This window comes from Peribacillus acanthi (assembly GCF_003073175.1).
GTDB classification, from domain to species: domain Bacteria; phylum Bacillota; class Bacilli; order Bacillales; family DSM-1321; genus Bacillus_BN; species Bacillus_BN acanthi.
Map to the genome: position 1 here is coordinate 53,189 of NZ_QBBX01000017.1, position 25,245 is coordinate 78,433.

Annotated in this window: 35 protein-coding genes and 1 riboswitch; of the genes, 4 read left to right on the top strand and 31 right to left on the bottom strand. The window is 35.6% G+C overall.

The features are described from left to right. Window positions 1-52: 52 nt before the first annotated feature. The 9 genes from DBX25_RS15950 to DBX25_RS15990 all read right to left on the bottom strand — a co-directional run bounded on the left by DBX25_RS15950 (window position 53) and on the right by DBX25_RS15990 (window position 4,823). Window positions 53-250: a hypothetical protein gene (locus DBX25_RS15950; RefSeq protein ID WP_108671790.1), complete on the bottom strand. Its 198-nt coding sequence runs from the start codon at window positions 248-250 to the stop codon at window positions 53-55. Between the two features lie 385 nt (window positions 251-635). Beyond that, a complete protein-coding gene (locus DBX25_RS15955) occupies window positions 636-1,061 on the bottom strand; it encodes a hypothetical protein (RefSeq protein ID WP_108671826.1) in 426 nt (141 codons plus the stop codon). Between the two features lie 74 nt (window positions 1,062-1,135). Then, a complete protein-coding gene (locus DBX25_RS15960; protein WP_108671791.1) occupies window positions 1,136-1,567 on the bottom strand; it encodes a hypothetical protein in 432 nt (143 codons plus the stop codon). 45 nt (window positions 1,568-1,612) lie between these two features. Continuing rightward, window positions 1,613-2,251: a hypothetical protein gene (locus DBX25_RS15965; RefSeq protein WP_108671792.1), complete on the bottom strand. Its 639-nt coding sequence runs from the start codon at window positions 2,249-2,251 to the stop codon at window positions 1,613-1,615. 89 nt (window positions 2,252-2,340) lie between these two features. Next, window positions 2,341-2,724 carry a hypothetical protein gene (locus DBX25_RS15970; protein WP_108671793.1) on the bottom strand — a complete coding sequence of 128 codons (384 nt, stop codon included), beginning with the start codon at window positions 2,722-2,724 and terminating at the stop codon, window positions 2,341-2,343. Window positions 2,725-2,749: 25 nt separating this feature from the next. Next, on the bottom strand, window positions 2,750-3,232 hold the full coding sequence (locus DBX25_RS21455; protein ID WP_240620360.1) for a hypothetical protein: 483 nt from the start codon (window positions 3,230-3,232) through the stop codon (window positions 2,750-2,752). Between the two features lie 71 nt (window positions 3,233-3,303). Next, a complete protein-coding gene (locus DBX25_RS15980; RefSeq protein WP_108671794.1) occupies window positions 3,304-3,642 on the bottom strand; it encodes a hypothetical protein in 339 nt (112 codons plus the stop codon). Between the two features lie 102 nt (window positions 3,643-3,744). Next, window positions 3,745-4,116, bottom strand: coding sequence for a hypothetical protein (locus tag DBX25_RS15985; protein ID WP_108671795.1), 372 nt, complete (start codon window positions 4,114-4,116; stop codon window positions 3,745-3,747). An 11-nt stretch (window positions 4,117-4,127) separates the two neighbouring features. Next, a complete protein-coding gene (locus DBX25_RS15990; protein WP_108671796.1) occupies window positions 4,128-4,823 on the bottom strand; it encodes a hypothetical protein in 696 nt (231 codons plus the stop codon). Window positions 4,824-4,910: 87 nt separating this feature from the next. Between DBX25_RS15990 and DBX25_RS15995 the strand changes: the two genes are divergently transcribed. Beyond that, window positions 4,911-5,576 carry a DUF3885 domain-containing protein gene (locus DBX25_RS15995; protein ID WP_108671797.1) on the top strand — a complete coding sequence of 222 codons (666 nt, stop codon included), beginning with the start codon at window positions 4,911-4,913 and terminating at the stop codon, window positions 5,574-5,576. An 80-nt stretch (window positions 5,577-5,656) separates the two neighbouring features. Here DBX25_RS15995 and DBX25_RS16000 read toward each other — a convergent pair whose 3' ends face one another. The 5 genes from DBX25_RS16000 to DBX25_RS16020 form a co-directional block, all read right to left on the bottom strand. Further along, window positions 5,657-6,001 (bottom strand): hypothetical protein, encoded by a 345-nt coding sequence (locus DBX25_RS16000; protein WP_108671798.1) that lies wholly within the window; start codon window positions 5,999-6,001, stop codon window positions 5,657-5,659. Window positions 6,002-6,019: 18 nt separating this feature from the next. Then, complete coding sequence (locus DBX25_RS16005) at window positions 6,020-6,850, bottom strand: DUF1835 domain-containing protein (RefSeq protein WP_108671799.1); 831 nt, start codon at window positions 6,848-6,850, stop codon at window positions 6,020-6,022. Between the two features lie 81 nt (window positions 6,851-6,931). Then, window positions 6,932-7,222, bottom strand: a complete 291-nt coding sequence (locus DBX25_RS16010) for a hypothetical protein (protein WP_108671800.1) — start codon at window positions 7,220-7,222, stop codon at window positions 6,932-6,934. Window positions 7,223-7,237: 15 nt separating this feature from the next. After that, window positions 7,238-7,423, bottom strand: coding sequence for a hypothetical protein (locus DBX25_RS16015; protein WP_108671801.1), 186 nt, complete (start codon window positions 7,421-7,423; stop codon window positions 7,238-7,240). 4 nt (window positions 7,424-7,427) lie between these two features. Next, the gene (locus DBX25_RS16020; protein ID WP_108671802.1) at window positions 7,428-8,066 is read right to left on the bottom strand and encodes a hypothetical protein; all 639 of its coding nucleotides are present in this window, start codon (window positions 8,064-8,066) and stop codon (window positions 7,428-7,430) included. A 122-nt stretch (window positions 8,067-8,188) separates the two neighbouring features. Here DBX25_RS16020 and DBX25_RS16025 point away from each other — a divergent pair, with 122 nt between their 5' ends. After that, window positions 8,189-8,686: a DUF4365 domain-containing protein gene (locus tag DBX25_RS16025; protein WP_205685256.1), complete on the top strand. Its 498-nt coding sequence runs from the start codon at window positions 8,189-8,191 to the stop codon at window positions 8,684-8,686. Between the two features lie 193 nt (window positions 8,687-8,879). Here the strand turns inward: DBX25_RS16025 and DBX25_RS16030 are convergent, their stop codons facing one another. From DBX25_RS16030 to rlmD, 10 genes are all read right to left on the bottom strand, one after another. Next, window positions 8,880-9,116 carry a hypothetical protein gene (locus DBX25_RS16030; RefSeq protein ID WP_108671803.1) on the bottom strand — a complete coding sequence of 79 codons (237 nt, stop codon included), beginning with the start codon at window positions 9,114-9,116 and terminating at the stop codon, window positions 8,880-8,882. Between the two features lie 188 nt (window positions 9,117-9,304). Then, window positions 9,305-9,496 carry a hypothetical protein gene (locus tag DBX25_RS16040; RefSeq protein WP_108671805.1) on the bottom strand — a complete coding sequence of 64 codons (192 nt, stop codon included), beginning with the start codon at window positions 9,494-9,496 and terminating at the stop codon, window positions 9,305-9,307. Then, window positions 9,493-9,690, bottom strand: a complete 198-nt coding sequence (locus tag DBX25_RS16045) for a hypothetical protein (protein ID WP_108671806.1) — start codon at window positions 9,688-9,690, stop codon at window positions 9,493-9,495. Before DBX25_RS16045 ends, DBX25_RS16040 begins: the two co-directional genes overlap by 4 nt. A 35-nt stretch (window positions 9,691-9,725) precedes the next feature. Further along, entirely contained in the window at window positions 9,726-9,947 is a 222-nt protein-coding gene (locus tag DBX25_RS16050; RefSeq protein ID WP_108671807.1) for a hypothetical protein, read from the bottom strand. A 35-nt stretch (window positions 9,948-9,982) separates the two neighbouring features. Then, window positions 9,983-10,198, bottom strand: coding sequence for a hypothetical protein (locus DBX25_RS16055; protein ID WP_108671808.1), 216 nt, complete (start codon window positions 10,196-10,198; stop codon window positions 9,983-9,985). A gap of 77 nt (window positions 10,199-10,275) precedes the next feature. Next, window positions 10,276-10,479, bottom strand: a complete 204-nt coding sequence (locus tag DBX25_RS16060) for a hypothetical protein (RefSeq protein ID WP_108671809.1) — start codon at window positions 10,477-10,479, stop codon at window positions 10,276-10,278. Between the two features lie 35 nt (window positions 10,480-10,514). Further along, the gene (locus DBX25_RS21670; protein WP_276309631.1) at window positions 10,515-10,643 is read right to left on the bottom strand and encodes a hypothetical protein; all 129 of its coding nucleotides are present in this window, start codon (window positions 10,641-10,643) and stop codon (window positions 10,515-10,517) included. A 546-nt stretch (window positions 10,644-11,189) separates the two neighbouring features. Next, a complete protein-coding gene (locus tag DBX25_RS16065; protein WP_108671810.1) occupies window positions 11,190-11,450 on the bottom strand; it encodes a hypothetical protein in 261 nt (86 codons plus the stop codon). A gap of 415 nt (window positions 11,451-11,865) precedes the next feature. After that, window positions 11,866-12,282, bottom strand: a complete 417-nt coding sequence (locus tag DBX25_RS16070) for a GIY-YIG nuclease family protein (RefSeq protein ID WP_157950996.1) — start codon at window positions 12,280-12,282, stop codon at window positions 11,866-11,868. 691 nt (window positions 12,283-12,973) lie between these two features. Next, a complete protein-coding gene (gene rlmD / locus DBX25_RS16075) occupies window positions 12,974-14,347 on the bottom strand; it encodes a 23S rRNA (uracil(1939)-C(5))-methyltransferase RlmD (RefSeq protein ID WP_108671812.1) in 1,374 nt (457 codons plus the stop codon). A 409-nt stretch (window positions 14,348-14,756) separates the two neighbouring features. Further along, window positions 14,757-14,860: riboswitch (SAM riboswitch) on the top strand. Window positions 14,861-14,993: 133 nt separating this feature from the next. Here rlmD and DBX25_RS16080 point away from each other — a divergent pair. Next, complete coding sequence (locus DBX25_RS16080) at window positions 14,994-15,881, top strand: CoA transferase (RefSeq protein ID WP_108671813.1); 888 nt, start codon at window positions 14,994-14,996, stop codon at window positions 15,879-15,881. A gap of 78 nt (window positions 15,882-15,959) precedes the next feature. Here the strand turns inward: DBX25_RS16080 and DBX25_RS16085 are convergent, their stop codons facing one another. The 5 genes from DBX25_RS16085 to gatC form a co-directional block, all read right to left on the bottom strand. Continuing rightward, complete coding sequence (locus DBX25_RS16085) at window positions 15,960-16,691, bottom strand: alpha/beta fold hydrolase (protein ID WP_108671814.1); 732 nt, start codon at window positions 16,689-16,691, stop codon at window positions 15,960-15,962. A 252-nt stretch (window positions 16,692-16,943) separates the two neighbouring features. Then, window positions 16,944-17,879, bottom strand: a complete 936-nt coding sequence (locus DBX25_RS16090; protein WP_108671815.1) for a diacylglycerol kinase — start codon at window positions 17,877-17,879, stop codon at window positions 16,944-16,946. Between the two features lie 271 nt (window positions 17,880-18,150). Then, the gene (gatB, locus tag DBX25_RS16095; protein WP_108671816.1) at window positions 18,151-19,581 is read right to left on the bottom strand and encodes an Asp-tRNA(Asn)/Glu-tRNA(Gln) amidotransferase subunit GatB; all 1,431 of its coding nucleotides are present in this window, start codon (window positions 19,579-19,581) and stop codon (window positions 18,151-18,153) included. A 13-nt stretch (window positions 19,582-19,594) separates the two neighbouring features. After that, window positions 19,595-21,055 carry an Asp-tRNA(Asn)/Glu-tRNA(Gln) amidotransferase subunit GatA gene (gatA, locus tag DBX25_RS16100; protein WP_108671817.1) on the bottom strand — a complete coding sequence of 487 codons (1,461 nt, stop codon included), beginning with the start codon at window positions 21,053-21,055 and terminating at the stop codon, window positions 19,595-19,597. A gap of 11 nt (window positions 21,056-21,066) precedes the next feature. Further along, on the bottom strand, window positions 21,067-21,357 hold the full coding sequence (gene gatC / locus DBX25_RS16105) for an Asp-tRNA(Asn)/Glu-tRNA(Gln) amidotransferase subunit GatC (protein ID WP_108671818.1): 291 nt from the start codon (window positions 21,355-21,357) through the stop codon (window positions 21,067-21,069). A 366-nt stretch (window positions 21,358-21,723) separates the two neighbouring features. Between gatC and putP the strand changes: the two genes are divergently transcribed. After that, window positions 21,724-23,154, top strand: coding sequence for a sodium/proline symporter PutP (putP, locus tag DBX25_RS16110; protein ID WP_240620364.1), 1,431 nt, complete (start codon window positions 21,724-21,726; stop codon window positions 23,152-23,154). Between the two features lie 74 nt (window positions 23,155-23,228). Here putP and DBX25_RS16115 read toward each other — a convergent pair whose 3' ends face one another. After that, complete coding sequence (locus DBX25_RS16115; protein WP_108671820.1) at window positions 23,229-24,041, bottom strand: cupin domain-containing protein; 813 nt, start codon at window positions 24,039-24,041, stop codon at window positions 23,229-23,231. A gap of 147 nt (window positions 24,042-24,188) precedes the next feature. Further along, window positions 24,189-25,245 (bottom strand): L-glutamate gamma-semialdehyde dehydrogenase (locus DBX25_RS16120; protein ID WP_240620361.1); only part of this gene is annotated, 1,057 nt, incomplete at its 5' end.

The following is a 25,245-nucleotide window of genomic DNA, read 5'->3' on the forward strand; positions in this document are numbered from 1 at the left end:
GAATGAACTACTTCTATATTTTGAGAGTGGGTTGTACTTACCCCACTCTTATTTAGTATTCAAAGAATTGTTCCATTTCTTCGACTGTTAAATCTTTCGGTTCTATTCCGCCTTTTTCCTGACAGTAATTCCACAAGGCTCTAACTTTTACTCTTGCTTCTCCTGGCTTACGACCTACAGCAAAAACTTCGTCTGGGAATGCATCGTCAAATTTAATCATTTCTTCAATCATTTTTTTATCATCTAACATACTCCCACCGCCTTTTTACCATTATACCAATCTTCCCGTAACTATTTGACAGGAATTTGGATGTTAGGGAGTAGATTTTTCTGCTTTCTTTCTCTTTTCCCTTCCTTAAATCCTATTTTTAACGGGCTTTTCAGGCTTTTAATCAAATGTTTGATTACATCTGACTAAACATACCAACGGTACGTTTTTCCTGCCATTAGAAATAAAAAACACGAGGAAAACTGGAGGATAAGTCCAGTTCTCTTTCGTGCTCTGGTGTACATTTATGTTTGACCATTACAGTTTATTTTGCTATTTACCGTTATTGATTTGCGATAACATAGAAGGTCAGTTCTTAGGACTTTAGGGATAAGGGAAAACATCTTCAATTTACTATGGCGTACAACTATACATTTTTTTGATATACGTCTAATCGTAAAGGTCTATATCTTAAAGGAATTCTGAACTCTTCAAGACTTTCTACTTCTGAATAAAAATCCTCTACGTCACCTTCGTAATCAAAATACATTAGCGATGTCTCCAATTTATGCAATTCCTCTGTTGGTTCAAACACAAATTCACAATGAAGTTGCTCCATATGCGAATATTCTTCACCTTCATAAATGGTAAAGTGCCGAACTAAGTCGAAATAAAATTGTTCTTCACCAGTAAAGTCATACACTCCACATTGAAAGAGCAAGGCAATTTCATCTTCACCTTCTACTTGTTCTTTGCCAAATGCTTTGAATACTTCCCAAACCTTCATAATATCTGTCATATTTTTACTGATTTTATTTTTTAGATAACTTTCGGCTTCATTAATACTTAACACTTTCAGTTCCCCATTCTGCATAGGATTCCCTTTGCAATGATTACACCTACAAAAAACTAAATCACTCCAATTATCTAATAAGTTATTGGGATAACACTCTCAAATTCATCTATCTCTTCTTGAATTAGCTGTTCAATCTTTTCTTCAAAATCATCTATTTGACCAAGTTCAGTAAGAATAAAAAAATTTGACCGCATCCAGTAAGGTTTTTCTGCTTTATTATCAGCAATTATCTCCATGCCCACTGTTCCCGTTTTATTATGTAAGAAAAATCTAAGGGACAAGAAGTGAGTTGTGTTACCATTATCTATGCCCGATATCCAAGTGAACTCAGTTTGCTGGAGATTAAGAAACATCTTCAATCCCTGCCTTAAATCGCCCAAGTCATCATTAGACGTATATATATTAAGTGTTACAGTACATGAGATTCCTTTAACTTCAAGACTTACTTCAAAAAAGTTAAGGTCTTCCCAAATCTTCTTTAATCTTATACTTGGTTCTGGCATATTGACCTCCGTTTAAAAAAGAGAGTATTTTCTATTCCTAAACACTCAATTCCCTTTTAAAATCGTATAATTTGGAAGTTGATTTGCAATTATATCAACCGACCTATGTTCTTCTAAATTTGAAAACAGTAACAAACCATGTGCATCATATGTAATCCCTAACGTCATTGTTTCTTGACTCATATCTATCAAAAACTTAGAGTATTCGGTCTCTTTACCTTCCCAGTTTTTCCCCATCTCATTTTTAAAACTTACATTATCAGAAAAAGAAAGGATATATGTACAATTCGATTCTGCCATCCAGAAAGAGTTACGAATGATGGATTCAAGAGCGACTACATCCGTTATTTGTACTTTAAATATAGGAACGTTATATTTAAGCATTCCACCATCTTCTGTTGAAGCAAGGACTACATCAGCTAATGAATTTACTTTATACTCTTGGCATAACCTTTTTAACAATGTTTCAAATTCCTCATAATCGTTATAGGTAGTAATTATTAAATAATTTGGAAACTTATTCATCCCACATAAATAGTCAATTAACAGCTTTTCTATTTTTTTTACTTCAATATGATAAATATATTTTGGTTCACCTATAATTTCATATCTATCATCATATCCTCTATTATCATGACTATAGTTACAGTTACTGTTTATGGTAGATATATAAACATTAGCCACTTTAATCACCTTCTTCCAATGAAGTATTAAATTTGTTTTGAAGAATTATTAAACTACTGCGAATACCCAAAAAATGCTGATTTAACAGCTCAACGTTCGTTTTTCTCTTTGAAAAATATTAAATCAAAAAAGCTCATGCCAAATGCTAAACCTAAAGGAGTACCAAAATCAAAAACATCAATTTCTGAAGGGCGAAAAATATATTTCAAACTATATGTTGTAGCACTTATTAAAATAAATAGAGTAATGAATCTATATATTCTTTTTCTTATATCAGACCACTTTAATTTCCTGATATTGATAACGATTGCAAATATGAAATAAAGCAACGATAAAAGAAGAAAAATGACATAGGCAATTATAAAATAAAAAGAAAAAGTATTATCAATGTTAATGTTTACGATAAATAATACGATAATTGTTCCAACTGCAAAAAACGTATATATGATATATTCTGAAATATTTCTTTTCATTCTTCACCGCCATAAAATTCTCTGATTAGTTTCTGTTTTTACCTAATGGCTTTATTTCTTCCCAAGTATTCATTAAATGATTGTGCATTTCTTTTGGCTTTTCAATTAGATACCACTCAATTGAGTGGGCTGGTGTTGGCATTAATTTCTTATTGCGGAGTCTTATTTTTTCGTGATTTGTATAATGTGGATAAATGACTGTAGACTTCATATTGGTAACACTACTTTTGTAAAACTTGATGTCTTCGATTTCCTCCCAATAAACCTTATTTCCTTTTAAGTCAATCACTATTCCCTTATCATCCCAAGAAAATCCCTTACCTTGTTTCCTTTTTCTCCATAGATAAAAAGAATATCCTAAAATTACAAATGAAAGGATTAATCCAATTATAAAAACAAATGGATGTTCTGGGATGCCTTGCACATCCCAAAATAGGATAAATAAAATAACCATTCCAGAAAACATAAAAACCAGTATTGGATACCAAGAAATCTTGTATATTTCCATTTTTCTCACATTCACTTTCTTATTTTTCAGAAGCCTATTTTACCGCATTCATTTGCAACAAAAAATCCCTTTTACTCACTAAAAAACGCCCATAAAGCAAAAATGCCAATTGCAATTGGTATAAACGCAAAGAACAAAATAATCACTTTCGCTATAATGTATGATTTACTCGCAATTTTATGGAAAAGGACCAAATCCCATTCTGCCCAGGAAAGAAATTTATCATTTCGCACCCATTGATACTTCTTTAATTCCTTCTGATGCTCCTCTTCCGTATATTTAAACAAGACTAATAAAAAGAAAGTTAGTCCAAAAATAAGAAACAACAATCCAACACCTAAAGCATCCATTTTCCTCAGTTCCTCTTTAATAGATTCTTTTTTATACTTTCCAAACAAAAATTTTTTCAATCAGAACCAACTATAAACTGCTTATTTTACTTAAAAAAGCAATAAAGCGACACTCCTATTTTTGAAGTATCGCTTTCACACTTTGAATAACTATGTCCAGACTCATTCAGCATATTGTTCTTTTATTATAAAAGAAAACTTCGGTTGGAACGTAATTTCTACTGTAGTAATGTAACGGTCTCTATCATAATCAAGAATAAGAAGTACCTTAGCTGAATCTTTTTTATCATTCAATATTTCTATTTTCCCTACAGTCTTATACGAATTGTAAGCAATGAGTTCCCCATTCATTTTACTTTTCACTTCTAAAGCAAACTCATTGTAACTTGGCGAAACTTTTACAGTAAAAAACTCCGTATGATTCTCAAATATAAAGGTAGATTCAGTATAAAAGAAAGGAGATTCTTGGTCTAACTTTGTCGGTTCAGTGCAAAATAACGATATAAAATCGAGTTCATTAGGAAAAGACTCCAAAGCAAATCACCTCAACTAAAAAATCGCTTATATTTTTTAAACAATTTAGATGTAGGTATCTCGACCGATTTATCTGGTTCATAAATTTCCTTATCATGATATGGCATTTCCAACGCTTCCCACTCAAAATCATCTTCTACACAATTAATATATAAATAATAACCTTCACCATCAGAAGGAGATAATCCCAATCTTGATTCTCCATGTTTTAAGGCAATGTCAATTGCCTCTTTTAATTCGATTAAAGCTATACGATTGGCAATAAGATATGCGTTATCATGCCACATTTGCTGTCCAAAAAAATGGCACATAGGCATAGGTTCACCTTCCTCATAAAAATGATTGTTATATGCTTTGTTTAGTTGTTCGAGTACACCTTCGTTACTACTTATATCTATATAGGTATCCATGCCACTTTCCCAATACCTTTGTCCTCCGCCCCAAAACTGCGAAACAAAGTCATCATATAAGTCATTGCTTTCCACAAATAAATATCTTTCCAAGGCATCTTCTAAATCCCCAATATAATAATAGCTGTGTATTTGTTTTTCATCCTTTTTATAAATAAAATGATAAAGAGTATCCGCTATTTTTTTGCTTTCCAGCAATTCAAAGTTAAGTTTCTTTGTTTTTTTCGGTTTTAATACTCCATTTACAAACGGGGTTTCTGGAATATAAATAGCTGTGAACAATTTTACATCTGACATTTATACACATCTCCTAACCAATAGTCCCTCTAATCCTATTTTTACAAAGTACGCAATTATTAACCATATATTATTTGGAGGAACAAAATGATAAATATATTATCCCAATTCATGAAAGAGCACTTTGATAATCTAACCCTAAAACCGCCCCTGTTCTATTTATGGAAATATGGTATCCGTTTTGAAATCTCTATACCTCGGGTAGAACATGAAGATAAGAGCAATCTTCAGCAAATCGAAGAAAGAATCAATAGTATTTTCAATAAAGTGTTTAATGATGGGGATGAAATGTTGCTAATCACTGACATTCATTGTGAGAGGAATGATAGCTTTTTACAAAAGAGACCAACAAAGGTCTACCAAAAATATATAAAAGACAAGGAGTTAAGGCTAAAACTAAAATACAGGATGTTACCAAGTGTTTTCTTAGAAGACGATGAAGATTATGAAGAGATGGTCACGCACCGATTTGTTCTGCCCTGTAAAAAGAGCGACATTCGTAATAAACCGCTTTTAACTGCTATTAGTTATGAAGATTTTCCACACCCATCTCAAATTCTAAAAGGGTTTCCCAGAAATGGAATTGATATTTACTTTGTTAATGTAACCAAAAAAATGATTTACCACTTATATGACGACCGAGGCTGTGACGTTATCGCATCTAATAAAGAGGATTTACGTTCACTTTATGAAGACCTAAATGATTGGATATTAGATTATGACAGAGAACAGATTGACCAGTTATTCAAATAAAGCATTTACTGTATGAAGAGCGGGGTGAATTTACTGCTCTTCTGTTGCTTTTTAGTTATCAGCTAAATGTTAAGGTAGTTTCATAAACCATTTTGTGCATAAGACCTCGCACTCCTTGATGGTGAGTATTTCACTTTATATTTAACACCAAGTTCTTGTTTTACCTTTTCAGTTAATTCGAGTCCAATTTGATTAAATTCATCTTCCAATTCAATTCCATTAGGAAGTAATTTATCTTTATCCCAATCAATCCATTCTCCATACTTCATTGCCCAAGACGATAATTCCTCTACTAATTCATCCGAAATCGGAACATCTTCTATGTCAAGGTTGCAACCGCATCTATTGCACCAAATCGGGTCTGCTCCGACATCGCCTTCTATTTTTAAATCATTTGTTTCTCCACTTTCACAAAAACAATTCATATTATCCTCCCTCTAAAATTACTGTTTCAATCGCACACTATAAAAACGCATCGCTTCAAGACTACCTTCCGACTCAAATATTCTTGCTTTTATCAGCGTTTTAAGTCGATGTTCGAGGAACGCATCCCCTACATATTGGTCTAAATGCCCCAGCACTTCTCCAATTAATCTTGCCGATTTCATATAGTCCTTTGTCTTTTGTTTAGCATGTAGCTTTTTTGCCCTTTTTATAATAACTTCATCAAAATAGTCTTCAGGAAGGCTCTGTATCCTTCCATTCCGCCAAATTCTTAAGGTCTCCTGACTCTCCGCAAGAGAAAGCCATTCATTTTCCAAATCCTCTCTATCATGGTCCGTAAATAACTTTCCACGACCTTCTTCATATATTATTTGGAGCTTTTCAGGGGGAATTTCACCTGTATGAAGTGGCGTATATTTGACCTTTTTCACCTGAAATAGCTCTTCGTACTCTGCTGTAGTGTTTATAAGACTGATATCAACATTTTTTCCCTTCAAAAGATGTATAACATATCGCAATCCTGTCTGTTCATGTGCGTTATCAGAAGTCCAAATTGTTATATGGACTCCCTCTGGTATGGAGTTGATTTGATTGATTGCCCCTTCAAACTTTTGTTTATAATCAGGAAATTCATCAAATTCATCTGTAACTACTTTTTTCATCCATTCAAACCTGGCTTCTTTACCATTTTCCTCATGTAACTGCCAGACTGGCCCAATGGAGAACATGTCCCAAAAAGAAATAACCTTATCCTTTTTATCAATTCCTATTTCCCTTAGAGCGTATTTCAAACTACCTGAAGCTGATGCACCGAATAGAATATGTATCATATTGATAAATTCCTTTCAACCTTAGTAATAATGTATTTTTCAATACCACTTATATCTTTCCATTCAATTTTGTACTCATTGTTAATGATGGTATGTAAAATCCTTTTTGCCAGTCGGCTTTTGAATTGTTCCTTTTAACTTCTTTTCCTTTCTAAAAAGACGATAAATCCCTTCTCCACCTTTATTGCTATAGAATAATGGGTCATTTACAACAACCAAGCAATATGAATCAGAAAAACCCGCATTAATTAGTTCATCAAGGAACTTAATATCTTTACACATGGAAAACATCTGCTCTGGATACTGACCGTTTGTTGGATATTTAATCTCAATACAATGTTTTTCCTTCGTAGCAGAAATCAAAGACAACAATATCCATTTCCTTCTTTAGAAAATGCTCTTTATCCAATCCAAATAATTGATATTCCGTTCTAATTGAATTTTATATTCTTTTGGCAAATTGGCTCTTAGGAAAATTGCTAATTCAAACTGAATACTGAACTCATTGTAAATCTCTATACCGTCATTGGAAACTTGGTTCATGAACTCAACTAATTGAGCTTGTAATTTCAAATGTTCACCCCTTATATAAGTCTCCCCTTTGAAATGGGACAAAATCTTCATCAAAGCACATGTACCAACAACCTGATTCATCCTGTTTACAGATTGCTGTTCTTACCTCGGTTAATCCTTTTGGAGTAAAACTATACGCACAAACTCGCTCTAAATCATGCTCGGCATCATAATAACGGTAAACCATTAAAGCATTTGACTGTTGTACCTTATTTTTTTGAAGAATCAACTCATTAAGATAGTTTATCCTTTCATCCGACTCAATAAATTGTATGCCGATAACATTGTGTGGAATATATCCCTTTTCTGTTTGTGAAAATAGCTTTTCAATTGTTTCAACATCTTTATTCCAGACGTTTTCTCTTTCTAAATGAAGAGCAAGATATAAAAAATTTTCATTATCAAATCGTGCATCCCACTTCCACCAAGACAAATCCATTGGTCTGGAGCGACCCTTCGACTTATCAAACTTGGAATCTTCAATAAACGCATCAAACCCGAGCATCTCTCCGAGGGTTGCAAAGTAGTCAATTTCCCGTTTTGTGAACATAGAGCGATTATGTAATTGAGATAAATTCATTCTTCGATAATTACGTACATAGCCCTCGAAGAATTGCATAAGGTTAAAATATTGTTTCTCCATCGTATCTACCTTTCTTTATACCTTTAGTTTTAATTTTCAAAATAACATACTACTATTTTATGTTATTATTTGGTATTGAGAAAGTCTGTTTAAAAATGAGGATTGACTATGGAGGGAAAGCAATGCCAAATACTGATTGGGCAAAACTAAATTCATTACAGATTGGGCGATATGCAGAGTATTATTCAAAGATGGAGTTTGCCTCATATGGATGTGATGTTTACACTTCGGAAGTAGATGACCATGGTGTAGATTTTATTATAAAAGATAAAAATGGTCGGTTCTGTGAGATACAAGTTAAATCTCTTAGAGGAACAGGATATGTGTTTATGCAGAAAAGCAAATTCGACATTACGAATAAAAACCTATACCTGGCTCTATTAATTTTTAATGCTGGAGAAATGCCAGATATTTTCCTTATACCAGCTCAAGCATGGGAAGTACCAAATGAAATGTTCGTTGATAGAAATTATGATAAACCAGGGCAAAAGAGTGCTCCTGAATATGGAATTAATATCTCGAAAAAGAACTACTCCATACTGGAAATCTTTAAATTTGAGGATTCAATTCAGGATTTTTTGTTAAAAAGTGAAACTATAGATACTAATTCTTCATACTAATACCTACTGAAATAAAAACAACCACCTTAAAACTTTGCAAAAGCAAAAAAAGTGGTTGTTTCGTAAAGCAAAAAGGGTGCTCGTTCTCATAAAAATGTCCTTTCGATGCACGAAAACCCAAAGCTCCGCTATCATATTTTACCAAATTTCTAACCAAATAGAAAGCTACTGCTTGGAAACTCCGTAAATTAAATCATTCTTTCAAATTTTGCTGAAGCAAACCGAAAAGTTCTACTTTTGATTCTCTTGGAAGGATGCTAATAAACTCCTGTATGCCCATATTGAACAAACACAGCACCAACATTTTCTGCTTTTCATTATTAAATGGAAGGAAAACGTTATTCACCATTTCGAGCTTATTCTCTACGGGTGTGTATTCCTCATACATCTTGTAGTCAATCGGCTGTGCCTCTCTTTTGGGAATTAACATAAACTCAAAGTTCCCTCCTCCATGTTTTGGTACAATAGGGACATTTCCAAGCAAAGATAGAATCCCAATTGGAAATGCCAATTTTCTCATTCACATAACGTAGATTATATTTCTTTTGTTCTTGTTTAGTGAGAACTCTTATTAAATTCTTACCACAATGCGGACAATATTCTTTGGGTATTTCTTGCTCATTCTTCATTTTGTTCTTTTTCCCACTTTACTTGTTTACAAATATTTTTCCCTACCAGTAGTTGGACATCTAAACACGCATCGGAAAAATCAGATTGGCTATATATCTCTTGCGACCAGAAGTTTTCATCATCTCTATCTTTATTATTAGAAACAACATGCAAATTCTCTAACATCTGATAGTAATTCAATCTTTCCCCTCCTTTTTAACGTCTAAATCTTCTTCCTGCAACATCCCTCGTAGCGTTTCCTTTGTATCATCAGAAATTATCTCTAAGAATCTACGTAAACCTATAGCGTGTAAGCTGAGCAAAAGCATATTTTCTGCCCCATCAAGTTTTCCTCTTTTTAGATACATGTCTTTCAATAAACACTTAGAAATCACATCATCCTCAAGTAAAGCTGGTTCGGCGGTTATTTCTAATGTTTTTGCAAACTCCAGTTTTTCATACTCCTCTCTGAGCTTTTGAGCTTTTGAACTTTGTAAATAGGCACTCCGAACTTTTCGGAAATCTTTTCATCATCATAATAAGTTGTTTCCAAATAAATTCTTGCCATTTCTTCCGCTGTCTCTTGCCTTGCTTCCTTTTTCATATCCTCAAAAAGTTCTGCTCTAAACTTTTCCTTCCAATCTTGTTCCATTAAGAGTTCCCCCTTTATTAATGACCGCTATATCATCACCTCTCCATCAGATATTCTGTTATTTCATTAAGGATTGCAAAATACTCCTCTTCGCTGTCAGGTTCATCAAATCCGTAATCCTTAATTTGTATAGACGGTATTTGTTGTAGCCATTCTCGAATATCATCGTCAAGTTCCACATCTTCAAATGGGAATACTTTCATCAATTCGGTAATACCCGCATCCTTTTCCTGCTCAAATACATTGCTCATTCTTAAATCCTCCTTATCTCTTTATTCATCATCGTCCATTAAGTAGTAAACAGCCCTGTCTATCACATCCACGAAACTCATTCCAATGTATTTAAAGGCGTGTAGATTTCTTCAATAACTCCTGCCTTGTTAAGTTCTTTAGAAACAACATGTATCCACTGTTCATACACTTGGACCTGGATACGTGGTTCTATACTTCTAAAAAATTGTTCCATCCCATATCTCCCGTATATATCTCGGATGATTTCTCTGACAATGGAAACAGCCAATTTTTCATCCATAAATTAGTCACCCCCTTTTGAATACACAACTTTAACTACATCAAAAAGAAAACTTTTACGTAATACCCAATGACTAAAGCAACAGCAATTGATAGTACGTCTCCAATTAATTCAATAGAAAGATTTTGTAAGGATTCTTTCAACTTTGTTTTAATCAGTAACATTCTATTTTCTCCTTTCAAATTGAGTTTGGAAACAAACACAATGAAAAACGCCCAGTCCTATGACTGAGCGTTCATTGTATAAAATATGGAATTTTTGCAAAATCACAATATGTCTTCATATTGCCCATCCTTATTTACATTAATTGTATTACTTTAAGTTCATCATAATCATTTTGTAAATGGATATCAAGGAAAGTTATAAACAGTACAATAAAATAATCCTACTCACAATTAGTAACCAGTTCAGTTCAGTGGTACAAACATTCAAAATAGTATTCATATTAGCAAAATACTAACACTTAAATTAGCACTGCAATTGACAAGATAAGATAATTAGCAATTATTCAAGTAAAAGGACTTAGCTTAAAGTAAACTAAGTCCTTTTATTATTAATTCGTTATTCGATTATTTAACTAAATCACTCGTTAGTTCTATAAAGGAATCAGAAATATCCTTGTTTGTTTAATTTGTATTTTGTGCCATTTGATATAGCGATTATCCTTTTTCTGTAATTCATTTGGTTGTACAAAAAAATTTGATGCCTACTTAACCTGCTTTAATGGCATTCCAGAAAAAAGCAAGAAACTTTTTCAACTTACTTTTCTCGATTTTATTAATCTTATGGTTTATATCAACCTCTTTGATGACTGCTTCTAATGTGCTTGATTGGTACTTAATGAACCACATACCATCGTATGAGGATAGAAATGCAGTTGGTCCAATCAATTTCTCGTTACGAATAAGAAACTTGCTTCCATCTTCACAAATAAGTAAATCTCCAGGTTTTATTTGATTTAATTCAATCATTTGAATTTCACCTCTCTCTTTTTTATTTCTTAAAGATAACTATCTCGTTAGTTAAACGAGACAAATATTTTTCAATTTAATTATAATACACGCTAACTTTTCAAATATTTTCAAATTGAATTTCATCCTTGTAAGATAGAAGGTTATATCCAATATATTTTTAATCTTTTGACATGCTATTTAACAAGCTAATTAGCATTGATTTTTCAAATAACAATAAACATTGTAATATTGATGAATTATGTGCTAATAGGTATGTTAAAATGCATTGAATTCAGTATGAATGGCTTCATATCATAAAAAACGCACTGTTGATTTGTATGTTAATCAACAGTCAAATTGTATGTTTAATTTTCGTTTTGTACCAGACAACTGAACGGGTTACACAATTAGTTGACTGTTTTTTTATGTAACCCTATTGAACTTGTCGATTTAATATTTTGTTATAAATAGGCTGTAATACGACTATAAGCATCGCTTCAATCGCTTGTCTTTCATATTTATTATCAATCGACTTATAATAAACAATCATTTCTTCTTTTTGATTATTAAAGAAATCATATCGAGGACTCTCTTTAACTTTGTCCTTATATGTTTTCTCATAATGTCTTACCAACCTATCCTTAAGGATACCTTCTCCAACATATAGGACATCCTTTTTATGATTAGTATAAATATATACTCCACAACCTGCATTTTTTAATATCTCACGAATCTTTCTCTTTTCCTCAATATGGTTAGAATCTTTTTTATGGTTGATTTCAATAAAGTTCCAGCTTTCATATGGAAGAAAATTATGACCTATTAAAAAGTCTTTAAAATATTTATTCATAATCATTATCCCCAAGATTTTCTTTCGATTATACAATAGTTCGGTATTTAAGCCATATCTTATTTTCAGATAATTTCCGCTTCATTCTTCTATTCTTTTCTCCAGCTTTTCCTTTTCCTTTTCCCTCCTTTCCCCTAAAACCTAAAAAAAGAGAAATAGGAAGTTATACCATTTATTAACAATTTTTATATTTTTTCTGTTTATCTTTTTCCTGTTCTAACTATGTTCAGTAATAATAATGTCCTGCTACACCCATTTTCCACAAACCCTTGTCATTCCTACGTTCATATTTTAAGAATTTTCAAACAGTTAAAATAGAGTTCTGCACGAATCAGGCATTTTCTCAATTTTCTTCTCACTTTTTTCTGCCACAACTTTATTATTTATGATAATAATGTTCTGCTATTTCTTCCTTTTCTTCCTGCCTTTTTCTCCTGCTTTTTCTCACTCTTTTTTAGCCTTTTGGGGTTCGTAAGAACCCCTCACACTTTTATTCAAGCATTGATAGGAAGGGCTTATCAGGCTTTTTCTTCTCTTTTTTATTCAGGCAAAAAGGATGGGGTTCTTGTTCCCACCCTTCTTATTCTTTCTTTTCTTCCTGCCTTTATCCACACGTTTTCCACAGGCATATCAGAACTTTGTTTTGATTTTGACAGGGGTTTATTATGTCCCACAAGAGTTTATTATGGGGTTACAATTGCAATTCTAACCTTGTAACCGCCTCTACATGCGTTGTCATTGGAAACATATCGACAGGTTGAACTTCCATAGTTTTGTATCCACCATCCTCAAGAATTCGCAAGTCACGCGCCAAAGTAGCTGGATTACACGAAACATATACGACTTTCTTTGGTTTCATATCCAGGATGGTTTGTAACAATGTTTCTTCACAGCCTTTTCGTGGCGGATCAACCACCAATACATCAGCTTGGTTCCCATCTTCGTACCACTCTTTTATGACTGTTTCAGCCTCACCAACAGCAAAATCAACATTTTCTAGATCATTTAAGATTGCATTACGTTTTGCATCCGCAATTGCTTCCGGAACCACTTCCACTCCAAAAACATGCTTAGCTTTTTTCGCAAGGAACAAAGAGATTGTTCCAATACCACAATAGGCATCAATGACCGTTTCTTTTCCAGTAAGTCCTGCATATTGAAGTGCCGTATCATAGAGCACTTTAGTTTGAACTGGATTTACTTGGTAAAATGATAACGGAGAGATGGCAAACTTCACATCTCCAATATAATCATAAATCACATCATTGCCCCATATTATTTTTGTTTTTTCTCCCATAATCACGTTCGTCTTCTTTGTGTTAATATTATGGACAATTGATTTTACCTGTGGCAGTCGTTGAGTAATAGCTTCAACTAACTTATTCTTTTGTAGCAAGTCTGGCGTTCTCGTTATTAAGACAATCATTAGCTCACCAGTTGTTTTCCCATAGCGCGCCATAATATGGCGAAGTACCCCTTTATGATGCTTTTCATCATAAGGCATGATAGACATCTCGCTGCAAATCTCTTTCACCACTTGAATTGCTTCATTGATGGCCGGATGCTGAATGACACTCTCTGTTGCATCCACAATATCATGTGTACGTGGTCTATAGAAACCAGCAACCAATTTACCGTCTTGCACCCCTACAGGTACTTGAGCTTTATTTCGATAATTCATTGGTTCTTCCATACCGATAATAGGGTTGACCTTTATACCTTCTAATTTTCCTATTCTAGAAAGAACTTCTCGTACTTTCTTTTCCTTAAACTGCAATTGCCCTTCATAGCTAAGGTGCTGTAACTGACAGCCTCCGTACTTAGGAGAATCCTCCCGAGTGATGTTTACACGTTCTGCACTTGGCTCTTTCAGTTCCATTAGTCTTCCGAACGCATATCCTTTATTGACTTTTGTAATTTTGATGATTGCTTTTTCTCCTGGCAAACCATTAGGGACGAACACAGGGAAACCATCCACCTTAGCCACTCCAGCTCCATCATGCGTTAAATCTTCAAACGTTACATCTATCTCTTGATTCTTAACAATCGGTACAATTTTCTCCATAAATTTATATACTTCCTTTTCTTTGTGAAGTCTTTAACCAGCAAGCTTCCTGTTTTTTACTCATCTGATTCTATCACAAACAATAATCCCAATAAAGGAAGCCCTAAAGATATTACCCATTATTACCCCTTCCTCCATTCGTAATCTCCTCAATTATAAAAAAACCTCATAATTTCCGAAGGCAATCTGAGAACAAATCGAATTTGAGTTTTTCTAGATTTTGTGCAATTGTTTTTATAAAAGAATATAGGTTCTTTCAAATACATCTGTTTCTTTTGATACTTTGGTAAGAAAACCTCTTTCGTATATGGAGCAAAGCTAAGCATATTTTTACTTTTTAAATATACAAATTATTCTTGACTTTCTGTTTTTAAGGCATTAAAGTGAACATTAAATTAATATGCATGACCTCTTATCAAGAGAGGCTGAGGGACTGGCCCGATGACGCCCGGCAACCATTCATTTTGAACAGGTGCTAATTCCAGCAAAACTATTCGTTTTGGAAGATAAGAGAGGACCGTCATTGTCTTTATGATGTAAGCCTCTCTGTGACCAGAGAGGCTTTTATTTTGTAAAATTATAGCCTCTACCTTCGCCGGAGGTTCACCAATCGGCAATATGAGACATTGGTAGAAGGGTGATATGAATGGATAAAATTTTGAAGAATATAAGTGTAGTGGATTTAACAGATTTCTCTGATGGACCCTATTCAAGTGTATGGCTAGAAAATTTAGGGGCTACCGTAGTAAGAGTCATAAAACGTTTTAAAAATGGTAAACTAGCGGGTTTCTTTATCAAAGAGGTCCATAGTCATACCTTAAATCCTATTTATATCAATGTGATAAATGAGGACGGAAAGGCTGTTTTTGAAGAATTACTTAGTAAGTGCGATGTTTTTATTGAGGATATTGGCCAACAGACTGCTAGGGAGTTTCATTTGGATTATTCCACATTAAAAAAGAAAAACCCTCACTTAATCTATTGTTCATGTATTGCTGCCGCTCCTCTCTCCCATTCATGTGTTGTACCTGATCAGAGTGAGACACTTCAAGATCAGGATTTCGCTGTGCCAGGTATTGCTGCGACTACCAATGCAATACAAAGTATACTATTTGCATATATATATCGATTACAGACTGGAGAAGGACAGTTTATTGATATGACATCCTCTTCTTTTCCTTTAGGAAAAGAAGAAAAATGTAAACCAAAGAAAGGTATCAAGAAAATCAGACCGCTCTCAACCTTTAACGATTCTAAAGCTTCTATGGAATTTCAAACTAGAGATTATACCATTTGGATTGGAATATACTCACAAGAAATTTGGGAAACGTTTTGTGCTCACATCATTGAACGCGAGGATTGGATTTCAAGACCGGATTATTCCACTCCCTCTCTCCGCAAAACAAACCGAGTTTTTTTGAAGATGGATTTAGACGAAATTTTATCGAAACGAGAAGCTGCTTATTGGCTTAAAACTCTAAAATCATATGGGATATCCTGTGGATTGAATCAACTTTATGCTAAAGCTTTATAAATAATGTTTTTTTGTCTGGAACAGGCAGAAGCGGTTTGAAACTGCCTGTTCTTTAATAGTCTTGAAACTATTGAATTGTTACCGCTCTCCCTCGACATTTGTAAAGAATTCTTGGATTGTATTCATTAATTTTTTTGACTCATGCGTGAAAAGATCGTGGTTGGAATGTTCCATTACCTCAACTCTAGCTTCAGGTACATATGCTAAATATTCCTTTACACTTTCCTCACTTAAGGCTGATCCGTCCATTCCTCCTCTAATAACCAAGAGAGGACATTTCAAGTTTTGCATCCCTTCCCAGAAGCTAGTTTCCTTAGACTCTCTTTCTATACTCTTTAAAGTTTGAAGAGACATTCTCTGAAGGATAGGTACCCCTCTCCAGTCTGGGAGGCTCGCAAAAAATTCTGCCCATCCTTCTTTCAAGTCTGTGTGCACCGCTGGATAATCCCCAATAATTAATCCTTTAATCCTTTCCGGATGTTTCACAGCATACCCTAAAGTGTAGGATACACCTCTTGAAAAACCAAACATGACAAACTTATCTATGGTAATTGCATCAATCACTGATTCAATATCCCCTACGTGATCTTCTAGTGTGTATCCCTCTGTAGGTTGATCGCTTTGTCCCCTACCCCTTAAAGATATGACAACTGCCCTCCTAGGTAACAGCGATTGAATCATCTCTTCATAATCTTCTGCACTTTCAGCTAAACCAGGAATTATAATAAGTGGAATATATTGCTCTTCCACGCTTGTATTATCTAAATAGTGGATTTTTACATCTCCATTTTTTACCCAACCCTGGATCATCAGTCTCCTCCTTTTGTTATATTGATAAAAACTATTCGCGAATAGAAGTTTAATTCCCTTTTTAATCTATCAAAAACTTTAAAGTGTTTTATTAATTGATATTAATTAGAAAACTTAGCTTGCACCTATCCTAATAGCCAGCGTCGCAATTATACTTGATATAATTCCTATAAATTAGTCATTTTGTCGACTTACTTGATTGCTGACAACTTTTATTTTCCTAAAGTAAAAAAACCTCCAAAGGAAGGTTTTTTATTGATCAACCGAAATATCTTGTTGTTCTGGCTCATCAAGTTGTACATAATCTTCCGGAACAAAAACTTCGAAGTGTCTGTACATATTTACGAACTCCGCTGGAGCTAATCCACCGTATTCGCCGTCAAGATTAAGCTGCATTTTTTCTGTAGGGGTGACTTTAATTCTGTTCGCCTTCACATAAATTACATTAGGGTCTTTAGTATGTTCCCCACGGATAGCTAAAGTCGCAATCCTTATAAGGTCAGCTAAATTAGTCTTTTTCAAAATCAACAAGGTGAACATTCCGTCATTCAATGAAGCATCAGGAGCAAGGCGTTCAAACCCTCCAACTGAATTAGTGTTAGCTACTAAGAAAAGCATGATTTCCCCTTCAAAAAGTTTGCCATCATATTCAATGGCTACTTCGGTGGCTTTGATGGAAGGAAGCATCTCAATTCCCTTCAGGTAGTATGCCAACTGTCCAAGCATCGTTTTTGTTTTACTCGGCACTTCATAGGTCAGCTCAGTTAAACGACCTCCACCTGCTATATTAATAAAATATTTTTCGTTCATTTTACCAACATCGATTGGCATTGTATGTCCTGCACAAATAATATCCACAGCCGCATCCACTGAGCGGGGGACATGAATGGCACGTGCAAAGTCATTTGTTGTGCCAACTGGTATAATACCAAGCTTCGGACGATAATCTGCATCTGCAAGACCATTTACCACTTCATATATTGTTCCATCTCCACCTGCAGCTATGACGACATCATACTTTCTTTCAATAGCAATTCTAGCAGCCTTTGTAGCGTCTCCTTCACAAGTAGTCGCATGACAAGATGCTTCGTACCCCGCAGCTTCTAATTTCGCCAATACGTCAGGCAAATGCTTGCGGATTGCTTCACGACCTGAGGTTGGATTATAAATCAATCGGGCTCTTTTCATTCTCCATCATCCTATATCGATAGAATTTTTCCATAAATTTCATAGTACATAAAATTACCAAAAATTGCAATTAAACAATTTCTTATTCTTTATGACTAGCGAAATAGATTATAATACTTTCCATCCATTTTTTCCATTAAAACTATCATCAATTCATATCAATCCAATATTCCAATATAGACTGGTAGTTAATCTATCCTTTTAGCCCAAAAATAGCTCCATATATATTCCACTCAACAAATAAACCACCCTGGATTGGGTGGTTTATTCCTTATCGTTTCTGAATTTCTTCCAAAAGTATCTTATTCAGTAACTGTGGATTAGCTTGGCCTTTTGTTGCTTTCATCATTTGACCAACGAGGAATCCTACTGCTTTTTGCTTTCCTGCCTTGAAATCTTCAATTGATTGAGGATTATTGTCTAATGTTTCTGTGACAACTTGAAGCAAAGCCCCTTCATCAGAAATCTGGACAAGACCTTTCTCTTTTACAATCGATTCCGCTTCTCCGCCGTTTTCCACTAATTCTTTGAAGACGGTTTTGGCAATTTTAGAAGAGATGGTTCCATTTTCGATTAGCTTGATTAAACCAGCAAGATTTCCAGGTGTAAGTGCTATTTTTGCTAGCTCTTTACCTTCTGCATTCAGATAGGCAGATACTTCGCCCATAATCCAATTTGAAGCTTGTTTAGGTTCTGCCCCTGCAGCTACAGTCGCTTCAAAGAAATCTGCTGTCTCTTTTGTTACAGTTAGGACTTGAGCATCATAAGCAGGTAAACCCCAATCGCCCATATAACGTTTCTGACGCGAATCAGGTAGTTCTGGAATCTCAGCACGGATGCGTTCCTTCCACTCTTCATCAATATATAGCGAAACAAGATCTGGTTCAGGGAAATAACGATAGTCATCAGAACCTTCTTTAACTCGCATTAATACTGTCTTACCTGTAGATTCATCAAATCGGCGTGTTTCCTGATTGATTTCTCCACCTGCAGTTACCACTTCAATCTGCCTTTGTTGCTCGTACTCTAAACCTTTACGTACAAAGTTAAAAGAATTCAAGTTTTTCAATTCTGTCTTAGTCCCGAATTCCTTTTGACCAACAGGACGAATAGAAATGTTCGCATCGCAGCGTAGAGAGCCTTCCTCCATTTTACAATCCGAAACACCAGTATATTGAATAATTGATTTTAACTTCTCCAAATATGCATATGCCTCATCGGGAGTACGGATATCTGGTTCAGACACGATTTCAACTAATGGAGTTCCTTGTCGATTGTAGTCAACCAGCGAGAAGCCATCATTAGTATGTGTTAGCTTTCCAGCATCTTCTTCCATATGTAACCGTGTAATCCCTATTTTCTTCTTATATCCATTTACCTCAATTTCAATCCAACCATTTTCACCAATCGGTTTATCAAATTGTGAGATTTGATACGCTTTAGGGTTGTCTGGGTAAAAATAGTTTTTGCGATCAAATTTTGTATCCGTGGCAACCTCGCAATTTAATGCCATGGAGGCTTTCATAGCATAGTCTACCGCTTTTTTATTTACAACTGGTAGGATTCCTGGATAACCTAGATCAATTACGCTTGTATTTGAATTCGGATCTGCACCGAAATGATTTGGACTTGATGAGAATATCTTTGAATTTGTTTTCAGCTCGACGTGCACTTCGAGCCCGATGACCGTTTCAAACTCCATTTACATTCACCCCTTACAACTGTGGTCTTTTTGTATGATGATTCGTTGCTTGCTCAAAGGCATGAGCCACACGATAGACGGTACTTTCGTCAAAATGTTTACCGATAATTTGTAAGCCAAGTGGTAAGCCGTCTTCTGATAAGCCACATGGTACAGAAATCCCTGGAACACCAGCTAGGTTAACAGGAATCGTTAAAATATCATTTGCATACATGGTCAACGGGTCACTAGTTTTTTCTCCTATTTTAAATGCTGGGGTTGGAGAAGTAGGACCGATGATGACATCATAGTTTTTGAAAACTTCTTCAAAGTCGTTCTTAATTAACGTACGGACTTGCTGAGCCTTTTTGTAATAAGCATCATAATAACCTGAGCTCAAAGCAAAAGTACCAAGCATGATACGGCGCTTCACTTCGTCACCAAAGCCTTCAGCACGTGTTTTTTTGTACATTTCAATTAAACTATCAGAATTCGGTGTTCTGTAACCGTATTTCACTCCATCAAAACGAGCAAGATTGGCCGATGCTTCAGAAGAAGAAAGTAAGTAATAGGTTGCCAAAGCATATTTGGAATGCGGAAGTGATACCTCTTTCCATGAAGCACCAAGTCCTTCCAACACTTTTAATGCTTCTAAAACGGCATTTTTTGCTTCTTCTCCAACACCCTCACCTAAATACTCCTTCGGTACGGCAATTCGCAACCCTTTCACATCGCCAGTAAGAGACTCTCTAAAGTTTGGAACATCAATATTAGCCGAGGTTCCGTCTAACGGGTCCACACCAGAAATAGCTTGAAGTAAATAAGCATTGTCTTCTACTGTTCTTGTGATAGGTCCAATTTGATCCAATGATGATGCGAATGCAATTAACCCAAAACGAGACACACGTCCATATGTAGGCTTTAACCCAACTACTCCACAATATGCTGCAGGTTGGCGGATAGAGCCCCCAGTGTCTGATCCTAGTGAAAATAATACTTCTCCAGCCGCAACAGAAGCTGCAGATCCACCTGAAGATCCACCTGGCACATAATCCAAATTCCAAGGATTGTGTACAGTCTTATACGCAGAGTTTTCATTTGATGAACCCATTGCAAACTCATCCATATTAAGTTTTCCGATATTCACTGCTTCAGCTTGCTGAAGTTTTTGAACAACTGTTGCATCATAAATTGGGTCGAAACTTTCTAAAATTCTGCTACCACTTGTCGTTCTTAAATCTTTAGTGACAATATTGTCTTTTACGCCAATAGGCATACCAAATAATAGCCCTAAATCTTGATTAGTAGTCAATTTTTCATCTAGCTTCTTTGCTTGAATTCTTGCCTGTTCTTCATTTAAAGCTAGAAATGCCTGAACTTGTCCATCTACAGATTGGATTCTCTTGTATGACTCATCAACAAGATCAGTAACTTTTAGTTCTTTCTTATGTAAAAACTCATGTAGTTCTGACATTTTATATGTAAATAATGACATGGTTTTCCCCCTTACTCCAAGATGGAAGGTACTCTTATATACCCATCTTTACTATCAGGTGCATTTTTCATAACCTGTTCTACTGGTAAGCCTTCTTTCGCTTCGTCCTGACGGAAGACATTCTTGATATCCAGGACGTGGGACGTAGGCTGGACACCTGTAGTATCGAGTTCATTCAATTGTTCAGCGAAACCGATGATTGCATCTAAATTCTTGACGAAGGATTGTGCTTCCTCCTCTGTTATGGCCAACCTAGCTAAATTGGCAACGTGTTTTACCTGATCAAGAGAAATACGAGACATTTCCCTCCACCTCCTAAATTACTGTGTGAGTCCTTGGCAATATTATTGATAATACCAGACTTTCACGCGTTAAAGCAAGAATTCTCAGACTACTTTCGTATATTTATCTCTCCCATTGTAGCATGTCTTCAAAAAGCAAAATACGACTACGATATACTTTAATGTTTACAACTTTCTACAACACTCAAAATATTTGGAGAATATTGTCCAGGAAATATTGTCGAAAATCTGTTATTATTGTCTAAGCAGGGGGATTCTTAAGGGATGGAAGAAGAAGAATTCTGCAGTCAACAAGAAAAATACATATAGGGATGTGATTGTGTGCAAACAGGAGAATTAATTTCAATTGGTATTTATTTTGTCGCCATGTTATTAATTGGTTTTTATGCTTACAGAAAATCAACAAATAACATTGAAGGCTTCATGCTAGGCGATCGAGGAATTGGACCTGCTGTAACTGCATTATCAGCAGGAGCTGCTGACATGAGTGGTTGGTTGTTAATGGGATTACCAGGTGCTATGTATACAACTGGACTTGCAAGTGCTTGGCTAGCGATCGGATTAACGATTGGTGCATATTTAAACTATGTCCTTGTCGCTCCTCGCCTTCGTACTTATACTGAAGTTGCTAACAACTCTATTACGATTCCTGACTTTTTCGAGAATCGCTTTATGGACAAATCAAGAATCCTAAGATTTGTATCTGCAATTGTAATTATTCTATTCTTTACTCTTTATACATCTGCAGGATTTGTATCTGGTGGAACTCTTTTTGAAAGCGCATTCGGAATCGACTACAAAGTAGGTTTATTTGTGACAGCTGCTGTTGTCATCACTTATACGCTATTCGGAGGTTTCTTAGCTGTAAGTTTAACGGACTTTGTTCAAGGGCTAATCATGTTCTTGGCTCTAATACTAGTTCCTATTGTGACTGTTATGCAATTGGACAATCCTAGCACTGCAATTGAAACTATGAAGCAAGTTAATCCAGACGTAATGAACATCTTCAAAGGGACAACGTTCTTAGGGTTAATTTCGCTAATGGCTTGGGGTCTTGGATACTTTGGTCAGCCACATATCATCGTCCGCTTCATGGCTATTACCCATGTAAGGGAATTAAAGTCCGCAAGACGTATTGGAATCGGTTGGATGATCGTAACTGTTGTAGGTGCGATGGCTACAGGTTTAGCAGGACTAGCATATGTCACTGCAACGAATCAAGACTTATCTGACCCTGAAACGATTTTCATTTTCTTATCTCAAGTATTATTCCATCCATTAATTTCAGGTGTGTTACTAGCTGCAATCTTAGCTGCGATTATGAGCACGATTTCTTCTCAATTACTAGTTACATCTAGTGCATTAACTGAAGACTTCTATAGAACATTCTTGAAAAAAGAAGCTTCAGACAAAGAACTTGTTTTCATTGGTAGACTATCCGTTCTAATTGTAGCGATTGTTTCATTAGCACTTTCTTTAACACCAAATGATACAATTCTAAACTTAGTCGGAAATGCATGGGCTGGATTCGGTTCTGCATTCGGACCTGCCATTCTTTTGAGCCTATTCTGGAAACGTATGAACAGATGGGGCGCACTTGCTGGTATGGTAGCTGGTGCAGTAACAGTTATCATTTGGATTTCTGTTGAAGCTTTAAAAACTACCATGTACGAAATGATTCCTGGTTTCATTATCAGCTTCATCGCAATTATTGTAGTAAGCTTAATTACTGAAAAACCAAGCAAAACAATTGAAGACACTTTCGCTACTATGGAAGTAAAGCTTCAAGAAAAATAAACATATAAAAGGGAAATGGGAGCTAACTCCATTTCCCTTTTATTTGTCTATTGGTTAAAGGTTACAAAAATAGTCTACATATTTTTGCTTTGTTGTAGAAGTTTGGATTCGCCTGTACGTTCCCATGCTTCTACTGTTTCATATGCTTTTTCAGGAGAATATCCTTTTCCTACAAGTACTCCCATTAATATAAATTCTTGTAGAATGTGAGTAGCATTTATTCCTCTTTTAACGTCCTCTAGCCCTTCATTTACCAAAAACTCTGTGTACTGTATCCATTCATCTGGCGTTCTTCCAAAAACATTACCATGACCGTGGCTTTCTTCCGCAGCCATTGCATCCGCTTTGTTAACATGAACAGTGCCAAACGGATGATTAGGAGGAGCATATATCGAGTAAAGTTTAAGTGGAACATTACCTGTATTGGTGAGATTGTGCCATGTTCCAGCAGGTATCATGATAGCAGAATCATCATAGACATTTCTTTCAAAATCTAAATGATCCTTGCTTTTACCCATTTGGACGACTCCCTGACCTTGCTCAATACGTAAAAATTGATCTACGTTAGGATGCATTTCCAAACCGATATCTTCACCTACATTAAGACTCATTAGAGTAACTTGTAAGTGTGTTCCTGTCCATAAAGCCGTACGGTAGGTATTATTTTGCTTCGTTGCTTCATTAATATTAACAACAAATGGGTTAGGCCCATAATCTGTTAACACTTCATCACCGTTGGTTAAACGTAAATGATCAAATCTATTTGCATAATCCATTCTATGAGGAAAATGCCAGTATACAGGCTGACTCCCATAGTTATACATAGGAACAGTAGAATAATAAGGAGAACGGTACGGATATGGATTCACATAAGGAATGTAATACATTCTTCTCAATCCCTTCACAGGTTATCAAATTATCCTATGCATTCGTAAAGGGAATGTACTTCAATTCAATTAATATTAAAAATTGTCCATGCTCAAAAAAACCTCCATCCCCACTATATTGAGCGAGGATGGAGGTTTTTTTTTGAATTAGAATGTTTCAGAAGTTGTCTTACCTTGCATGTGTTGTACTAGGTAGTCTGGTCCACCTGCTTTAGAATCTGTTCCAGACATGTTGAATCCGCCGAATGGTTGGTATCCAACGATTGCTCCTGTACATCCACGGTTGAAGTATAGGTTTCCAACGTGGAACTCTTCACGAGCTTTTTCGATTTTTGCACGGTTGTTTGTGATCACTGCACCTGTTAAACCGTATTCTGTGTTGTTTGCAATTTCAAGCGCATGGTCGAAATCCTTTGCTTTAGAGAAACCTACGACTGGTCCGAAGATTTCTTCTTGCATTAATCGTGCTTTCGGATCAAGGTCGGCAATGATAGTTGGTTGAACGAAGAACCCTTTCGAGTTGTCTCCTTCTCCACCTGCCATCAATTTACCTTCTTGCTTCCCGATTTCAATGTAATCCATGATTTTCTTGAATGAGTTGTTATCGATAACTGGACCCATGAAGTTGCTTGGATCTTCTGGGTTACCCACTTGTAATTCTTTCGTTAATTCTACCGCACGAGCCAATACTTGGTCGTACACATCTTCTACGATGACTGCACGAGAACATGCTGAACATTTTTGTCCAGAGAAACCGAATGCAGATTTCACGATGGATTGTGCTGCTAATTCAAGGTCTGCTTCACTATCTACCACGATAGTATCTTTACCGCCCATTTCAGCGATGACACGTTTCAACCAAATTTGGCCTTCGTTCACTTTGGAAGCGCGCTCGAAGATACGGATTCCCACATCACGAGATCCTGTGAAGGAGATGAAACGAGTGCGTGGGTGATCGACTAAGTAGTCCCCAACTTCAGAACCATTACCAGGTACGAAGTTTAATACGCCTGCAGGTAGACCTGCTTCTTCCATCACTTCTACGAATTTCGCCGCAACGATTGGCGTTGTAGAAGCTGGTTTTAATAGAACTGTGTTACCGGTTACAATCGCCGCTACCGCAGTACCAGCCATGATTGCGAACGGGAAGTTCCATGGAGAAATGATGATTCCCACACCTAGTGGAACATAATTGTATTGGTTG

Coding starts and splice junctions, on each gene's coding strand:
- gatC (WP_108671818.1), bottom strand. CDS start 21,357: ATGTCTCGTATTTCTCTTGATCAGGTAAAACACGTTGCCAATTTAGCT.
- DBX25_RS16050 (WP_108671807.1), bottom strand. CDS start 9,947: ATGGAACAAGATTGGAAGGAAAAGTTTAGAGCAGAACTTTTTGAGGAT.
- DBX25_RS16080 (WP_108671813.1), top strand. CDS start 14,994: ATGGATAAAATTTTGAAGAATATAAGTGTAGTGGATTTAACAGATTTC.
- DBX25_RS16020 (WP_108671802.1), bottom strand. CDS start 8,066: ATGGAGAAACAATATTTTAACCTTATGCAATTCTTCGAGGGCTATGTA.
- DBX25_RS16070 (WP_157950996.1), bottom strand. CDS start 12,282: ATGAATAAATATTTTAAAGACTTTTTAATAGGTCATAATTTTCTTCCA.
- DBX25_RS16000 (WP_108671798.1), bottom strand. CDS start 6,001: ATGAATTGTTTTTGTGAAAGTGGAGAAACAAATGATTTAAAAATAGAA.
- DBX25_RS15990 (WP_108671796.1), bottom strand. CDS start 4,823: ATGTCAGATGTAAAATTGTTCACAGCTATTTATATTCCAGAAACCCCG.
- DBX25_RS15995 (WP_108671797.1), top strand. CDS start 4,911: ATGATAAATATATTATCCCAATTCATGAAAGAGCACTTTGATAATCTA.
- DBX25_RS16065 (WP_108671810.1), bottom strand. CDS start 11,450: ATGATTGAATTAAATCAAATAAAACCTGGAGATTTACTTATTTGTGAA.
- gatB (WP_108671816.1), bottom strand. CDS start 19,581: ATGGAGTTTGAAACGGTCATCGGGCTCGAAGTGCACGTCGAGCTGAAA.
- DBX25_RS16030 (WP_108671803.1), bottom strand. CDS start 9,116: ATGTTAATTCCCAAAAGAGAGGCACAGCCGATTGACTACAAGATGTAT.
- putP (WP_240620364.1), top strand. CDS start 21,724: ATGTTATTAATTGGTTTTTATGCTTACAGAAAATCAACAAATAACATT.
- rlmD (WP_108671812.1), bottom strand. CDS start 14,347: ATGGAGAAAATTGTACCGATTGTTAAGAATCAAGAGATAGATGTAACG.
- DBX25_RS16025 (WP_205685256.1), top strand. CDS start 8,189: ATGCCAAATACTGATTGGGCAAAACTAAATTCATTACAGATTGGGCGA.
- DBX25_RS15960 (WP_108671791.1), bottom strand. CDS start 1,567: ATGCCAGAACCAAGTATAAGATTAAAGAAGATTTGGGAAGACCTTAAC.
- DBX25_RS16085 (WP_108671814.1), bottom strand. CDS start 16,691: ATGATCCAGGGTTGGGTAAAAAATGGAGATGTAAAAATCCACTATTTA.
- DBX25_RS15950 (WP_108671790.1), bottom strand. CDS start 250: ATGTTAGATGATAAAAAAATGATTGAAGAAATGATTAAATTTGACGAT.
- DBX25_RS21455 (WP_240620360.1), bottom strand. CDS start 3,232: ATGGAAATATACAAGATTTCTTGGTATCCAATACTGGTTTTTATGTTT.
- DBX25_RS16115 (WP_108671820.1), bottom strand. CDS start 24,041: ATGTATTACATTCCTTATGTGAATCCATATCCGTACCGTTCTCCTTAT.
- DBX25_RS16005 (WP_108671799.1), bottom strand. CDS start 6,850: ATGATACATATTCTATTCGGTGCATCAGCTTCAGGTAGTTTGAAATAC.
- DBX25_RS16060 (WP_108671809.1), bottom strand. CDS start 10,479: ATGGATGAAAAATTGGCTGTTTCCATTGTCAGAGAAATCATCCGAGAT.
- DBX25_RS15970 (WP_108671793.1), bottom strand. CDS start 2,724: ATGAAAAGAAATATTTCAGAATATATCATATATACGTTTTTTGCAGTT.
- DBX25_RS16055 (WP_108671808.1), bottom strand. CDS start 10,198: ATGAGCAATGTATTTGAGCAGGAAAAGGATGCGGGTATTACCGAATTG.
- gatA (WP_108671817.1), bottom strand. CDS start 21,055: ATGTCATTATTTACATATAAAATGTCAGAACTACATGAGTTTTTACAT.
- DBX25_RS21670 (WP_276309631.1), bottom strand. CDS start 10,643: ATGTTACTGATTAAAACAAAGTTGAAAGAATCCTTACAAAATCTTTCT.
- DBX25_RS16090 (WP_108671815.1), bottom strand. CDS start 17,879: ATGAAAAGAGCCCGATTGATTTATAATCCAACCTCAGGTCGTGAAGCA.